The organism is Butyricicoccus porcorum (genome assembly GCF_051246315.1).
GTDB lineage: Bacteria > Bacillota > Clostridia > Oscillospirales > Butyricicoccaceae > Butyricicoccus_A > Butyricicoccus_A porcorum.
The window spans coordinates 102,016-117,128 of the sequence record NZ_CP178353.1; the positions used below are offsets into that span (position 1 = coordinate 102,016).

Below are 15,113 nucleotides of genomic sequence, written 5' to 3' on the forward strand. Positions count from 1 at the left end.
CCTCCGCAGTTTCTTGTTTGCTGACGCTATTGTACCATACCAGAGGGAATATCTCAATACAGCTGCCGTCAGCCAAAATTATGCCGCACGTCGCCATTGCTGCCTGCCTTCTCCAAAATACAGATCCTCCGTTCTATTTTTGCAAAACACTGTGGATTGCCCGCAGTTCTTTGTAAAGTTCCATTTCCAATACCATCATCCTTTTTCTCTATGAAATCAGACAACAAAAACCTCCCGCCGCTTGCTCTGCGGCAGGAGGTTTTGTTCATTTTGCATCAATCAGGTGTTGTGGTCGCTGACATGGAACTGCTTCAGGTTGCCGATCTTGCCGGCGCGCTTGTCCATCTCTTCCTCGACCTCAGCCAGCGTGACGCCCGCTTCGTTCATCATAACCATCAGATGATACAGCAGATCGTTGATCTCGCCGACCAGATTCTCATGGTCGCCGTTCTTCGCTGCGATGATGGTTTCAGCAGTTTCCTCGCCAACCTTCTTCAGAATCTTGTCCATGCCCTTCTCAAACAGATAACAGGTGTAGGACTTCTCCATCGGCTGCTCACGGCGCTGCTGGATGACATATTCCATGCTTTCAAATGCTTTCGACATTGTTTTCTACTCCTCTATATACACAAATAATGATTATTTTTCGATTTTCTGCCAGATCGGCGGCTGATAAAAACACGTGCGGTTGCCGGTATGGCAGGTCGGGCCCTTCGGAATACCGCGGTAAATCAAGGTATCATCATCGCAATCCGTCAGGATTTCACTGACAAAGATGAAATTACCGGAGGTCTCGCCCTTGTTCCACAGCTTCTGACGGCTGCGGGAGAAAAACCACGCTGTGCCCGTATCCATAGTGTTCTGAAGCGCCTGCTTGTTGGCATAACCCAGCATCAGCACCTCATTGGTGCGCTCATCCTGACAGATAACCGGGATCAGCTCACCCTTCTGAAAAAATTTATCGAGATTCATCTGTACTTTCCTCACAGTCTGACCGGGATATTTTTCCCGTGCAGATATTCCTTGACCTGCGGCACGGTCAACTCGCCATAATGGAACAGCGATGCGGCAAGCGCCGCATCTGCGCCGGTCTGCTCGAATACATCGGAGAAATGCTCCAGCGTGCCGCAACCGCCGGAGGCGATGACCGGGATGCCGACCGAATCCGCAACCATTTTGGTCAGATTCAGCTCAAAACCGGACTTTGTGCCGTCCTTGTCCATCGAGGTGAGCAGGATTTCACCCGCGCCCAGCTCATACACTTCCTTTGCCCATGCGACTGCGTCCAGGCCGACCGGCTTGCGGCCGCCTGCGACATACACTTCATAACCGCTCGGGCACTTTTCCAGATCGTCACAGCTGCGCGCATCAATTGCAACAACAACGCACTGGCTGCCAAACTTTTTTGCGGCATCCGCAATCAGCTGCTTGTTTTTGACCGCAGCGGAATTGACGGAAATTTTGTCCGCACCCGCGCGCAGCAGCTCCTTGAAATCATCGCTCGTGCGGATGCCGCCGCCGACTGTCAGCGGGACAAACACCTGCTGTGCCGTGCGGCGCACAACATCGACAATCGTATGGCGCTTTTCATATGTCGCGGTGATATCCAAAAAAACCACCTCGTCCGCGCCCTGCTGGGAATAGAACTTCGCCAGCTCAACCGGGTCGCCCGCATCGCGCAGGTTGACGAAGTTGACGCCCTTGACAACACGCCCATCGTTGACGTCAAGGCAGGGAATGATTCGTTTTGCCAGCATATTCTTACGCCTCCCCTGCCACTTCGATGGCCTTCTTTACATCGAGCTGGCCGGTATAAACCGCCTTGCCCGCAATGGCTTCTTCAATGCCCATATCGCGCAACTTTGCGATGTCCTCCAGCGTCGAAACGCCGCCGGAAGCGACAATGCCGCAGGAAACCGCATCGCGCAGTGCCTGAAGCTGTGCAAAATTCGGACCGGACAGCATGCCGTCCTTGTCGATATCGGTGAAAATAATCGTCTTTACGCCGTAAGATTCCATCAGCTTCGCGAACGCAATATAATCCGTGCCGCTGTCCTTGATCCAGCCCTCGGTGCGGACGGTGCCGCCAAGTGCATCGATGCCGACCGCGATTTTATCGCCGTATTTCTCACATGCTTCCTTGACAAACTGCGGATTTTTGACCGCTGCCGATCCGATAATGACGCGCTTGACACCGAGATCAAGCACACGTGCGACATCGTCCATGCAGCGGATGCCGCCGCCCAGCTCGACCGATGCACCTGTTTCCTCAATGACGCGGCGCACAACCGGATAATTCGGATGCGTGCCGTCCTTCGCGCCGTCCAGATCAACCATATGAATCAGCTCCGCACCGGCCGCCAGAAACGACTGCGCGGTTTCTACTGCGTCCTCCGCAACCTTGTGCGCAGTCGCATAATCTCCCTTGACCAGGCGCACGCACATCTGGTCGTGCAGGTCGATTGCAGGTAAAATTCTCATTCTGCCCCTCCTACCATGTTTCCGAAGTTGCGCAGGATGGTCATACCGACCTCGCCGCTCTTTTCCGGGTGGAACTGGCTGCCGTACAGCTGTCCGCGCCCGACCAGTGCCGTGACGCTGTCATTGTAATCACAGGTTGCAATCAGGTCGCTGCGCTCCGCCGGGCACATTTTGAATGTGTGCACGAAATAGACATACGAGCCCTCCGGCACACCCGCCAGCAGCGGGTCATTTTTGTGGTATTCCAGACTGTTCCAGCCGATCTGCGGCAGCTTGAGATCGGTATCAATACGCTGGACACGTCCCGGCAGCAGGCCGAGGCCTTTTGTCAGGTGCATCTCATCGCTCTCCTCAAACAGCATCTGCGCGCCGAGGCAGATGCCCAGGAACGGGCGTGTCTTTGCCGCATGAATCAGCGACTGTGTCAGTCCGGATTCCGCCAGCGCCTGCATGGCGTCCGGAAACGCACCGACGCCGGGCAGGATGATGCCGGACGCCTGTTCCATCAGATCGGGGTTGGTGACAATCTTATTTTCCAGCCCGAGGAAATCCAGCGCCTTGGATACGCTCATCAGATTTCCTGCGCCGTAATCTACAATTCCTATGTAGCCCATTCGTCGATACTCCTTTGACTGCGGGATGCGGTTCAGCCCTGCATACCCGCACAGATATCCTTCAGCTCCTCCAGCAGCTGTGCGTTTTCCACAGCGCTGCCGGTTGTGATGCGCAGCATCTCATATTTCGGGAAGCAACGCACACAAATGCTGCGATTTTTCAACTCTTCAAAAATTTCACTGCACTTCGGGGTACGCAGCACGACAAAATTGGTATGTGTCGGCAGGACAGTGAACACGCCGCAATCCTCTGCGAGCCTGGTGCACGCCTGCTCCAGCTCCTCCTTGCGCGCAATAATCTCTGCGCACTGTTTTTTCTGCCATGCCGTATCCTCCAACACGATACATGCCGCCATCTGCACCAGCGAGCCGATGTTATACGGCGAGCGCGTCTTGTTCAACTGATCGACCAGCTCGGAATAGCCGATGACAAAGCCGCAGCGCAGCGCGGCACAACCATATGCCTTGGACAGTGTTTTCATGACGAGGACATTTTCCAGCGCGGTGGACACATCCAGAATGCTCTGATCCCAGAAGTCCATATACGCTTCATCCACAACGACCAGCATATCCTCCAGCGCATTGCAAATGCGAACCGTTTCCGCATGTGTAAAGCCCTGTCCGCCCGGATTGCACGGGTTGGAGAAAATCAGAATATCCGGCTTCTCCTTCTGCGCGCGTTCAATGACGTCCTGTTCTGTCAACATGAACTCGTCATCCTTGAGCATATTGACGACTTCCAGCTCTGCAACCTCTGCATAGAACTGGTACATCGAGAAATCGGGCGACAGCACCATGACCTTTCCGCCGCGCGGTGCAAACGTGTTCATAATCAGCGAAATCAGTTCATCCGAACCATTTCCGACGACAATATTGCCGGGCGCCACGCGGAATTCGCGTCCCGCCAGACGGCGCAGGCCGTCCACTGTCGGATCGGGATACCGATTGAAATCAATCGTATCGATGCCCGCCGCAATCGCGTCGCGCAGGTCTTCCGGCAGGGAGAAAAAGCTCTCATTTGCGTCCAGCTTAATCTGATAAATGTCCTCGCACGGGTCATACGGCGTCATGCTGGACAGCTTTTCGGGTAATGTAATCATGCGCGGGCTTCCTTTCTCCGGCGGACAGAATTGGCATGTGCGGTCAGTTTTTCGCTCTCTGCCATGGCAATGATGCCGTCGGCGACCTTCAGCAGCTCCTCCTCTGAATACTCAATGACGCTGGTCTTCTTGAGGAAGGTGTCTGTGGACAGCGGCGAGAAAAAGCGCGCGGTGCCGGAGGTCGGCAGAACATGGCACGGGCCTGCCATATAATCGCCGAGCGGTTCGGGCGAATATGCACCGAGGAAAATCGCGCCCGCATTGTGCAGTCTGGACAGCAGGGCACGCGGTTCACGGGTGACGACCTCCAGATGCTCCGGCGCAACCTCATCCGCCATCACACAGGCGTCCTCGAGATTGTCAAACACCAGTCCGATGCCATAATTTTTGACCGATTCCTCGATGATATCGCGGCGCGGCATGTCTGCCGACTGACGATCCATCTCCTCGGAAACTGCGTTTGCCAGCGCCTCGCTGTCGGTCAGCAGGACGGCGGACGCCATGCGGTCGTGCTCCGCCTGCGACAGCAGGTCGGCCGCAACATAGACCGGATCAGCGGTCTCATCGGCAATGACCAGAACCTCAGATGGGCCTGCAATCATGTCGATATCCACCTTGCCGAATGCCTGCTTCTTTGCCGCCGCGACAAAGGCATTGCCCGGGCCGACAATCTTGTCAACCGCCGGGATAAAGCCTGCGCCGTAGGTCAGCGCGGCAATCGCCTGTACGCCGCCGCAGGCAATGACCTGATCGACGCCCGCAATTTTTGCCGCCGCAAGCACGACATCACTGAGGTTCTCCGTCGGCGGGGTTACCATGATGATCTGGCCGACACCCGCGACCTTCGCGGTGACGGCGTTCATCAGGACGGTGGACGGATACGCCGCCGTGCCGCCCGGCACATAGATGCCGACACGGGCGAGACCGCGCACAACCTGTCCGAGCTTTGCGCCCGGCGCGCGGTCATATTCCCACGTCTTCACCATCATCTTTTCATGATAGTCGGCGATGTTCTTCGCACTCAGCTCGAGTGCATCGCGCAGGTCGCGCGGGCAGGCGTCATATGCCTGCTGAATGCGCTCCTCCGAAACGATATACGGCTTGTTTTTATCAAACTGTACCGAATAGCGCTCGACGGCTTCCATGCCGTTTTTGCGCACATCCTCCATAATGGCCGCAACCTTGCGGTCAATATCGGCGGCAGTCTCCGCCGCACGCGCCTTCATTTCTGCGATCTGACGCTGTTCCGTCTGACCATCGGCGCGGATTACTTTCAAAAAGCTCATTTGTCTGCCTCCAGACCATCCTGCAACTGCTGTGTGAGCTGCTGGATCTGCTGTTTTTTCATCTTCATGCTCGCCAGATTGACGATGACACGCGCACTGATCGGTGCGACAGTCTCATACGGCTCCAGTCCGTTTTCCTTCAGCGTGGTGCCGGTTTCGACGATATCGACAATGGCATCCGCCAGGCCAAGCAACGGCGCGAGCTCGACGCTGCCCTCAATCTTGATGATATTGACGTCCATATGCTTCTTCGAGAAGAACGCACGGGTTACTTCGGGATATTTGCTCGCAATGGTGCGGGTATGGTAGCCCGCATAAAAATCCTCGCCCTTTTTGCCGCACAGACAGAACCGGCACTTGCCGAAGCCGAGGTCGAGCGTTTCATAAAAGGCACCGCCCTTTTCCATGATCGTGTCCTTGCCCACGACACCCATATCGCACACGCCGTGCTCGACGTAGGTGATGACGTCCGCCGCCTTCGCGAGGACAAGCTCAATATTGGAATCCGGCAGCTTAAAAATCAGCTTGCGCGAACCGGAGCGCAGCTCGCTGACATCATAACCGGAGTGCTCCAGCAGCTCCAGTGTTTTCTTTTCCAGTCTGCCCTTGGTCAGGGCGATACGGATTGTATTCTCCGGTGTCATGCCTGCACCTCCGTCTTCTGAATGCCGTTTTTGTCAAAGGTCACCAGCGTGCGGTAGCCCTTTCTCTTTGCGATTTCCATCGCCTGCTCCAGCGTATCGCACGGCGCAAGCTCTGCCAGCTTCCCGCTGACATGGATGTAATCGAGCGCCAGCTTGAGATAGCCCGCACCGCAGAACACCAGCTCCTCAGCAGTCTGCTCCTGTTTGAGTACAACGGAATCGGACAACGCGTCGATATCGATGGCAAAGCCGGTCGCCGGGATATCCCTGCCGAACTTCCCGCACAGGCTGTCATACCGTCCGCCGACCAGAACCGGAGCACCTGCGCCGCCCATATAGCCGCGGAACATCATGCCGGTATAATAGTCGATTTCCTGTACCAGACCGAGGTCAATCATGACATTCTCGCCAAAGCCTGCGGTAGTGATCGCATCGATCAAGTCGCGCAGGTATTCGACCGCGCGCAGCACCTCACTGTTGTCGGTCAGACGGGCAACCTCTTCGAGCACCTCGCCGCCGCCGAACAGCGTCGGCATCGCCTTGAGCGCCTGATACGCCTCACGATCCTTGAACGGCTCGAGTACATCGCCCAGCGCCGCATACGACTTGTTTTCAATATGCGAACGGATGGTTTCTTCTGTCTCCGCATCGACATCCAGCGACGAAATCAGCGCCTTATAAATCGCCGCGTGACCCAGCTCAATACGGAAGGTCTCACCCTTGACCGCCGCAAGTGCCTCAAATGCCGCCGTCAGGATATCCAGATCCGCCATCATACCCTTTGCGCCGAGCAGCTCCGCGCCCGCCTGCATCACTTCAGTCGAATGGCCGCGGTGGAACGAGCTGGCGCGATGTACCTTCTGTACATAGTACAGGCGAAGCGGCAGCGCTTCGTCATCCAGCTTTGTGGTCACGACGCGTGCAATCGGGGTCGTATTGTCCGGGCGCAGCACCAGCAGGCGACCATTGCGGTCGGTCAGCTTGTACATTTTTTCCTGCCCGATAGACGAGCCCGCCTGCACAAAGACGTCATAATATTCCAGCGACGGGGTAATGATTTCCTCATATCCGCGCGCTTCTAACAGATTACGGATTCTTCTCTCATTCTGCCGGAACAAGCGTGTCGCGCCAAACAAACGGTCGCGGCTGCCCTCCGGTGTGGAGATCGCATATTGATTCATAATGTTTTGTACCTCTATACCATTTATTATTTTATCACTTTAACGCGTTAACATAATACCATTTATGCAATTTGCTGTCAAGCATTCTTTGCCATTTCGCGCAAAACAAATCCAAAAAAGCAAAATTCAGTTCAAATCCCGCGCATTCTACGCGTGTAACATTGTGCAAAACAGACAAAATTCAAAACAGCGAGACCTGCGTGCTCTCCGGCATGTCCGCCAGCGCGCCGATTTGCCCGAGCAGCTCGACAACACCCTTCGATACCTTCGGACAGCGGATAACAACCTCCTCCTGCGAGAGGAACGGACCATTTTTGCGCTCCTCCACGATGGAGAGCGCCGCCTGCTCACCGATACCCGGCATGGAGGTAAACGGCGGAATCAGCCCGTTTTCCGTGACCAGAAATGTGGTTGCATCCGATTTGTAAATATCCATCGGCTCAAACACAAAGCCGCGCCGGTAAAACTCATGCACGACCTCCAGTGTCGTCATCATGTCGTTCTCCGCAGCGGAAATTGTTTTTTCGCGCGTCTTCTGCTGCAATTCGTGGATTTTGTCCACACAGACTGTGTCGCCGCAGATCATACACGACGCATCGAAGCCCTTCGCACGGATGGAAAAATAGGCCGAATAAAATGCGAGCGGCTTGTGTACCTTGAACCACGCAATGCGGAACGCCATCATGACATAGGCGACCGCATGTGCCTTCGGGAACATATACTTGATCTTTTTGCACGAATCGATATACCACTCCGGCACATCCTGTGCGCGCATGGCTTCCTCCATTTCGGGTTTGAGGCCCTTGCCCTTTCGCACGGATTCCATCGTCTGGAAGCTGAGCTTCGGTTCGACACCCTTACCCAGCAGGTAGTTCATGATATCGTCTCGACAGCAGATACATTCTTTCAGCGGAACGCCCTGCTCGACCAGTGTCTGCGCATTGCCCAGCCAAACATCCGTGCCGTGCGACAGGCCGGAAATACACAACAGCTCGTCAAACGACGTCGGTTTGGTGTCGCGCACCATGCCGCGAACGAATTTTGTGCCAAACTCCGGCACGGCGATGCAGCCCAGATCACCCAGAATCGGGTCGGGCTCGTCGGAAACATAATGCAGCGCCTTGTTGGAAGTGAACAGGCTCATGACGTCCGGGTCATTGAGCGGGATTTCACGCGCATTGACACCGGTCAATTCCTCCAGATGCTTGATGATCGTCGGATCATCGTGACCAAGCTCGTCCAGCTTGAGCAGATTTTCGTCGATGGAATGGTACTCGAAATGGGTGGTGATGATGTCGGAATTGGGATCGTCCGCCGGATGCTGTACCGGACAGAAGTCATAAATGTCGACCTCCTTCGGGACAACGACGATGCCGCCCGGATGCTGTCCGGTTGTGCGCTTGATGCCTGTGCAGCCGGCAGTCAGGCGGTTTTCCTCTGCACGTCCTGCCTGAATGCCGCGCTCATCCATATACTTTTTGACATAGCCGTAAGCGGTTTTTTCTGCGACTGTACCAATCGTACCCGCACGGAATACATGGTCATGCCCGAACAGCTCACCGGTATACCAGTGAATTTTCGGCTGATATTCGCCCGAAAAATTCAGGTCGATATCCGGCACTTTGTCGCCGTTGAAACCGAGGAAGGTCTCAAACGGGATGGAAAAGCCCTCACGCCGCAGCTCCGCACCGCAGTTCGGGCATTTTTTCTCCGGCAAATCGACACCGCAACCATAGCCTTCATTTTCATGCCATTCAATATAATGGCAATCGGGGCACAGGTAATGCGGCGCAAGGGAATTTACCTCCGTGATGTCCGACATGAACGCGACAAGCGATGAGCCAACCGAACCACGTGAGCCGACCAGATAGCCGTCCTCCAGCGATTTGGCAACCAGCTTCTGCGCAATCATATACATGACGTCGTAGCCGTTTCCGATGATCGAGCCGAGCTCGCGCTCCAGGCGCGCCTGTACCTTCTCCGGCAGCGGGTCACCGTACATGCGCTTCGCCTTCTCGTAGCACATGGTTTCCAGTTCCTCCGCCGAATTCTCCATCTTCGGCGGATAGTTCTCACGCGGGACAGGGCGCAATGTGTCGCACCAGTCCGCAACCAAATTCGTGTTAGTGACGACGACCTCCATCGCACGGTCTTCTCCGAGATAAGAGAATTCTTCCAGCATTTCATCCGTCGTCTTGAGATACAGCGGCGCTTGATTGTCTGCGTCCTTAAAGCCCATGCCTGCCATCAGAATGCGGCGGAACGCTTCGTCCTCCGGTTCGAGGAAATGCACATCACCCGTAGCGACACACGGCTTGCCCAGCTCGTCCGCAATCGCCAGAATCTCGCGGTTGTAATTGCGCAGATCCTCTTCATCGCGTGCCGTGCCGTTTGCAATGAGGAATTTGTTGTTTCCAATCGGCTGAATTTCCAGATAATCGTAAAAGTCCGCGATGCGCAGCAGCTCCTCATGCGATGCGCCGCCGATGAGCGCGGAAAACAGCTCGCCCGCCTCACATGCCGAGCCGAAAATCAGGCCTTCTCGGTGACGGATTAGCTCGCTGCGCGGCATAATCGGCTTCTTATTATAGTACTTCAGATGAGAATAGGAAATCAGCTTGTAGAGATTTTTCAGACCCACCTGATTTTTTGCCAGAATAATAAAATGATAGCGGCGCAGGTTTTTCAGACTGCCCGTCTTCGCCTTCAGGCCCGCCAGCAACGGATTGATGTCAGAGATTTTCTCCGCATGCAGCTCGGTGCGCATTTTTTCAATCAGCTTGATAAAGATACGCCCCAGCACCGCCGCATCCTCGCTGGCGCGGTGATGGTCGAACGGGCCGACCTTGAGTGCCTTTGCCATGCTGTCCAGGCGGTGGCGCGCCATGTCCGGAAACAGGATTTTGGACATTTCCACGGTGTCAATCGAGGTAAAGTCCCGCTGGATGCCCAGCCGCTCACAGCCCTTGTTGACAAACGCCATATCAAAGCCCGCGTTGTGCGCGACAAGCGGCAGATCGCCCGCGAACTCCAAAAAAGCAGGCAGTGCGTCCGACAGGTCGGGCGCATTGGCAACGGTTTCATCTGAAATGCCGGTCAGCTCGGTGATATTCGCCGGAATCGGCTTGTGTGGATTGACATAGGTCTGAAATTCCTCCAGCACCTCGCCGCCGCGCACTTTAACCGCCGCGATTTCCGTAATCTCCTCAAATTCCGGCTTGAGACCCGTAGTCTCCGTATCGAAGCAGACAAAGGTCTCATCCAGCGGCGCGTCATACTTGCCTTTGACAACCGAAACGCCGCCGGAATCGTTGACATAATATGCCTCGACGCCGTACAGCACCTTGAGGTCGATGCCGTTGCGCTCGATGGCGTGCATTGCGTCCGGGAATGCCTGTGCAACGCCGTGGTCCGTCACGGCAATCGCCGTATGTCCCCACGATTTGGCACGCTTCATCAGATTTTTCATCGGGGAAATGCCGTCCATGGTGGACATATTCGTGTGCAGATGCAGCTCGACGCGCTTTTTCTCCGCCGTATCCTGGCGTTCCGGCTTCTTGCTGAGTACAATGCCGGTCGGTTCAAGGATGGTCTCCTTTTCATAGGTATCATAGCTGATTTTGCCCTGCACGGTCAGATACATGCCGGTTTTGATGACGTCCATCAGTTCCCCGGCCTTTTCCTTCGCCATAAACTTGCTGACGCGCATGGAACTCGTCCAGTCGGTGATATCAAAGCCGACCTTGATCCATTCCCTTCCGGTATTTTTACTCTTGATCTCGCGGTGCTCGACAAAGAACACCTCGCCGCGGATGGTCGCGCTGTCCACCGCACCCATTGCCTCGCGAATGGACACAATCGGCTGGTCAAACAGCTTGCCGAACAGGACATTTTCGTTCTTTTTAACCGCAAACGACTTGCGCGGGCGATAGCTCTTTTCCTTCTTCGCCGGGCGCGGCTCCTCCTTTTTGGGCTTATCCGGCGCAGGAGCGGACACTTCCGCCTCAGCCGCCTTTTGCAGGCGCTCCGCGCGCTTTTCCGCGGTTTTTTCGTCGAATTTCCGCTCGGCTTCCTCATCCGCGTGCACCATATTCACCGGGCACTCCAGTCCGGTTTCCGTGCGAATGATCTCCGGCAGCTGACGCAGGTCGGTGGAAAGGTATTCCGCGCCGGTGGACAGCATAGAAACCGAAAGCCCGTCGTCCGTCACCTGCCAGCGGCTATCCGCCAGATAGCCCTGTGCAGACGGCCTGCGCAGCACAAGATAATCGCGCAGGCTCTGGAGATACGGCTCCGTCAAGCTGCCGAGGTCATAGCGCGGCGCGATGCGCACACGCGAAAAGCCATAGGCCGAGCGGATGCCCTTTTCCATATCAAACAGTGCCTTTCGCGGCACAATTTCGTCAAAATGCACCTTGCAAATCACTGCTTTTTTGTCATGACTGACCGCAACGGAGCATACCTCTCCGCCGGAAAGGTATGCTCCATGATCCTGGTCGTCATATCGTTCAAACAGGTCTCCCAATGTTGTCAAGGGTTATCTGCTCTCCTTTATCATCGCATGAATTTCCTTCATCAGTTCATCGACAAGCTGCTCCTGCGGCACTTTGCGCAGGATTTCGCCCCTGCGGAAAATCAGACCTTCACCGTCGCCGCCCGCGATGCCGATATCGGCTTCACGCGCCTCGCCCGGCCCATTGACCGCACAGCCCATGACAGCGACCTTCAGCTTGGCATCCAAACCTGCCACGCGCTGTTCGACCTCATTGGCAATCTCAATCAGATTGATTTTTGTCCGGCCACAGGTCGGGCAGGAAACAATGTTCACACCCGTGTCATTCAGGCCGACTGCCTTGAGGATCGCATACGCCGCGGTGATTTCATGCACCGGGTCTGCCGTCAGCGAAACGCGGATGGTGTCGCCGATACCCAGCGCAAGCAGTCCGCCGATACCCGCCGCCGACTTGATCGTACCCATGTATTCCGTGCCCGCCTCCGTCACGCCGAGATGCAGCGGATAATGGGTCTTCTCATGCATCAGCTGATACGCGCGCATGGTCGTCGGCACACTGGACGACTTGAGCGAAATACAGATGTCATCGAAATCATATTTATTGAGCAGCGAGACATGATACAGCGCACTTTCCACCATTGCCTCCGGCGTCGGCGAACCGTATTTTTTCAGGATTTCCTTTTCAATCGAGCCGGAATTGACGCCGATGCGGATCGGGATATGCCGCTCTCTGCACGCCTCTGCAACCGCCTTCACGCGTTCCTCCGCGCCGATGTTGCCCGGATTGATACGGATTGCACCCACACCCGCTTCGGCAGACGCCAGCGCCAGCCGGTAATCAAAATGAATGTCCGCAACCACCGGAATCGGCGACTGCGCGCAGATGGTCTGCATGGCCTCTGCGGCTTCCATGTCCGGCACGGTGCAGCGGACAATGTGGCAGCCCGCCGCCGCCAGACGTTCAATCTGTGCCAGCGTGGCCGCCGTGTCGCGCGTATCCGTGTTGGTCATCGACTGCACAGCAATCGGCGCGCCGCCGCCGACCGGAACACTTCCCACCATAATCTGTTTGGTATTCATATGCTGTCTCCTTGTTTTTGCCCGTTTTCACACCGCTCAGCCGACCATACGCAGGATATCCTGACAGGTGACATACAGCATAAACAGCATGAGGACGGCAAATCCACCCAGATGAATATAGCCTTCATATTTGCGCGGAACCGGACGCCGCGCAACCAGTTCGATGAGAACAAACAGCAGCCGCCCGCCGTCCAGCGCCGGAATCGGCAGCAGGTTCATCACGCCAAGGTTAATCGAAATAAATGCGACCAGCAGGAAGAAGCTCTGCATGCTGCTCTGTGCGGTCTGTGCGAGCACATCCGTGACGCCGACCGGGCCAGACATCTGATCCATGCCGACCTTGCCGGTCACCAGATCGCCCAGACTGATCCACACCAGCCGCGCAAAATCAATCGATTTATACGCCGCCTGTTGCAGCCTGCCTGCAATCCCCAGCTCCGTCACCTCAAAATTCAGACCGTACCGCAGGGTGCCGTCATATTCCGCCGGCTCCAACGGCACATCGGTCAGCGTCAGCTTTTTGCCGTCACGCTCGACGACAATTTCATACGTTGTATCATCGCCGCGGCTCAGCCCGGTCGAAATGTCCGAGGAGAGCAGGATGCGGAAGCCATCGATGCGCACAATACGGTCGCCTTCCATCAGCATGCTCTCCCCCTGCGACGGGAAGCCGTCTGCAAACGACTCAATCACCGGAATCGCAGCCTCTTTCTGTGGCAGAACGAGCAGCAGGACGATGAGAAAGCCGATGAGGAAATTCATCAGCGCACCGGCGGCGAGAATGAGCGCACGCCAGCCGATGGGCGCACCGGACAGCGTGCCCGGCGCTTCGTCCTCCGAATCCTCGCCATCCATCACACAGGCGCCGCCAAACGGCAGCAGACACAGCTTAAAATCAGTCTCACCGAATTTATGGTGCAGGATCGCAGGACCCATGCCCACCCAGAATTCCAGGACGCGCACACCTGCCGCCTTCGCCGCCATGAAATGGCCAAATTCATGCACAATGATGAGGAAGCCAAACGCAAGAATGGCCAGAATTACAGTTGCTATGGTCAAAAAAACACCTCTTACTCTGCGAGGGAATAGACGACCTCGCGCGCCGCGCGGTCGCTCTCAAGCACATCATCCACCGTGATCTCCGGCAGATAATCCACCGCATCCATCGCCCCACGCACCAGCTCGGGAATGCGGTAAAACGGAATGCGGTCATGCAGAAACAGATCGACAGCCGCTTCATTCGCACCGTTCATGACCGCACCGAGATTGCCGCGGGCAGCTGCCGCACGGCGAGCCAGTCCGAGTGCCGGAAATGCCTCTTCATCCGGCGCAAAAAACGTCAGATTGTGGCGGCGCGGCAGGTCGAGCGGCGGCACCTTGCACGGTACACGCTGCGGATACGTCAGTGCGTACTGGATCGGCAGGCGCATATCCGGGTTGCCCAGCTGCGCGATAACCGAACCATCTTCAAATTCCACTGCCGAATGCACGATACTCTCGCGGTGCACGACAATATCAATGTCATCCGGCTCCACATCGTACAGCCACATTGCCTCGATCAGTTCGAGACCCTTGTTCATCATGCTCGCGGAATCAATGGTAATTTTTGCGCCCATGCTCCAGTTCGGATGACGCAACGCCTGCTCCTTGGTGACATGGCGCAGCTGCTGTGCGCTCATGCCGAAGAACGGGCCGCCGGAAGCCGTCAGCAAAATGCGGCTGAGGCGGTTGCCCGCCGCGCCCTGGAGGCACTGGAAAATTGCCGAGTGTTCGGAATCAACCGGCAGAATGGCGACATCCTTGTCCCGCGCACGCTGCATGACAATCTGTCCCGCGCACACGAGCGTTTCCTTGTTGGCGAGCGCGATGTCCTTGCCCGCGTCAATCGCGGCAATCGTCGGCAGCAGTCCGACCATGCCGACAACGGCAGTCACAACAACGTCTGCCTCCGGCAGCGTCGCCGCTTCAATCAGTCCGTCCATGCCGGACACGACGCGGATATCGGTATCCGCCAGCTTTTTTGCCAGTTCTGCGGCGCTTGCCGCATCGTATACCGCAACCAGCGACGGATGCAGCAGACGCGCCTGCTCCTCCGCACGCACAATGTTGGTGTTCACCGAAATCGCACACACGCGCGCATCGATCGAATCGAGAATATCGACTGTCTGCGTGCCGATGGAACCGGTAGAGCCGAGAATAACAATGTTCTTCATG

At 56.1% G+C, this 15,113-nt stretch carries 12 protein-coding genes and 1 pseudogene; all 13 read right to left on the reverse strand.

Annotation, left to right across the window (positions count from 1 at the left end; genetic code table 11):
- Nucleotides 1-279: 279 nt before the first annotated feature.
- Nucleotides 280-606 (reverse strand): phosphoribosyl-ATP diphosphatase, encoded by a 327-nt coding sequence (hisE, locus tag ACLM7Z_RS00440; protein WP_087017121.1) that lies wholly within the window; start codon nt 604-606, stop codon nt 280-282.
- 33 nt (nt 607-639) lie between these two features.
- Nucleotides 640-972 (reverse strand): phosphoribosyl-AMP cyclohydrolase, encoded by a 333-nt coding sequence (gene hisI / locus ACLM7Z_RS00445; protein ID WP_087017119.1) that lies wholly within the window; start codon nt 970-972, stop codon nt 640-642.
- A gap of 11 nt (nt 973-983) precedes the next feature.
- Complete coding sequence (gene hisF, locus ACLM7Z_RS00450) at nt 984-1,757, reverse strand: imidazole glycerol phosphate synthase subunit HisF (protein ID WP_087017117.1); 774 nt, start codon at nt 1,755-1,757, stop codon at nt 984-986.
- A 4-nt stretch (nt 1,758-1,761) separates the two neighbouring features.
- The gene (gene hisA, locus ACLM7Z_RS00455) at nt 1,762-2,481 is read right to left on the reverse strand and encodes a 1-(5-phosphoribosyl)-5-[(5-phosphoribosylamino)methylideneamino]imidazole-4-carboxamide isomerase (RefSeq protein WP_087017115.1); all 720 of its coding nucleotides are present in this window, start codon (nt 2,479-2,481) and stop codon (nt 1,762-1,764) included.
- Entirely contained in the window at nt 2,478-3,095 is a 618-nt protein-coding gene (hisH, locus tag ACLM7Z_RS00460; protein ID WP_087017113.1) for an imidazole glycerol phosphate synthase subunit HisH, read from the reverse strand. The genes hisA and hisH overlap by 4 nt, the downstream gene beginning before the upstream one ends.
- Before the next feature lie 32 nt (nt 3,096-3,127).
- Entirely contained in the window at nt 3,128-4,195 is a 1,068-nt protein-coding gene (locus tag ACLM7Z_RS00465; protein WP_273350515.1) for a histidinol-phosphate transaminase, read from the reverse strand.
- Nucleotides 4,192-5,481 carry a histidinol dehydrogenase gene (gene hisD / locus ACLM7Z_RS00470; RefSeq protein ID WP_435645454.1) on the reverse strand — a complete coding sequence of 430 codons (1,290 nt, stop codon included), beginning with the start codon at nt 5,479-5,481 and terminating at the stop codon, nt 4,192-4,194. The genes ACLM7Z_RS00465 and hisD overlap by 4 nt, the downstream gene beginning before the upstream one ends.
- Complete coding sequence (gene hisG / locus ACLM7Z_RS00475; protein ID WP_087017106.1) at nt 5,478-6,125, reverse strand: ATP phosphoribosyltransferase; 648 nt, start codon at nt 6,123-6,125, stop codon at nt 5,478-5,480. The genes hisD and hisG overlap by 4 nt, the downstream gene beginning before the upstream one ends.
- Nucleotides 6,122-7,306, reverse strand: coding sequence for an ATP phosphoribosyltransferase regulatory subunit (hisZ, locus tag ACLM7Z_RS00480; protein WP_087017104.1), 1,185 nt, complete (start codon nt 7,304-7,306; stop codon nt 6,122-6,124). Before hisZ ends, hisG begins: the two co-directional genes overlap by 4 nt.
- 181 nt (nt 7,307-7,487) lie before the next feature.
- Nucleotides 7,488-11,840, reverse strand: a complete 4,353-nt coding sequence (locus ACLM7Z_RS00485; protein ID WP_087017102.1) for a PolC-type DNA polymerase III — start codon at nt 11,838-11,840, stop codon at nt 7,488-7,490.
- 3 nt (nt 11,841-11,843) lie between these two features.
- Nucleotides 11,844-12,905: pseudogene (gene ispG / locus ACLM7Z_RS00490) on the reverse strand (flavodoxin-dependent (E)-4-hydroxy-3-methylbut-2-enyl-diphosphate synthase); the annotation flags it as partial.
- A gap of 30 nt (nt 12,906-12,935) precedes the next feature.
- A complete protein-coding gene (locus tag ACLM7Z_RS00495) occupies nt 12,936-13,958 on the reverse strand; it encodes a site-2 protease family protein (protein ID WP_273349151.1) in 1,023 nt (340 codons plus the stop codon).
- A gap of 11 nt (nt 13,959-13,969) precedes the next feature.
- Nucleotides 13,970-15,112 (reverse strand): 1-deoxy-D-xylulose-5-phosphate reductoisomerase, encoded by a 1,143-nt coding sequence (locus ACLM7Z_RS00500; protein ID WP_087017095.1) that lies wholly within the window; start codon nt 15,110-15,112, stop codon nt 13,970-13,972.
- Nucleotide 15,113 lies beyond the last annotated feature (1 nt).

Excerpts from the sequence above, each read along its gene's own strand:
- hisZ (WP_087017104.1), bottom strand. The coding sequence starts at position 7,306 with ATGAATCAATATGCGATCTCCACACCGGAGGGCAGCCGCGACCGTTTG.
- hisA (WP_087017115.1), bottom strand. The coding sequence starts at position 2,481 with ATGAGAATTTTACCTGCAATCGACCTGCACGACCAGATGTGCGTGCGC.
- hisF (WP_087017117.1), bottom strand. The coding sequence starts at position 1,757 with ATGCTGGCAAAACGAATCATTCCCTGCCTTGACGTCAACGATGGGCGT.
- hisD (WP_435645454.1), bottom strand. The coding sequence starts at position 5,481 with ATGAGCTTTTTGAAAGTAATCCGCGCCGATGGTCAGACGGAACAGCGT.
- hisE (WP_087017121.1), bottom strand. The coding sequence starts at position 606 with ATGTCGAAAGCATTTGAAAGCATGGAATATGTCATCCAGCAGCGCCGT.
- ACLM7Z_RS00500 (WP_087017095.1), bottom strand. The coding sequence starts at position 15,112 with ATGAAGAACATTGTTATTCTCGGCTCTACCGGTTCCATCGGCACGCAG.
- hisI (WP_087017119.1), bottom strand. The coding sequence starts at position 972 with ATGAATCTCGATAAATTTTTTCAGAAGGGTGAGCTGATCCCGGTTATC.
- hisH (WP_087017113.1), bottom strand. The coding sequence starts at position 3,095 with ATGGGCTACATAGGAATTGTAGATTACGGCGCAGGAAATCTGATGAGC.
- ACLM7Z_RS00465 (WP_273350515.1), bottom strand. The coding sequence starts at position 4,195 with ATGATTACATTACCCGAAAAGCTGTCCAGCATGACGCCGTATGACCCG.
- hisG (WP_087017106.1), bottom strand. The coding sequence starts at position 6,125 with ATGACACCGGAGAATACAATCCGTATCGCCCTGACCAAGGGCAGACTG.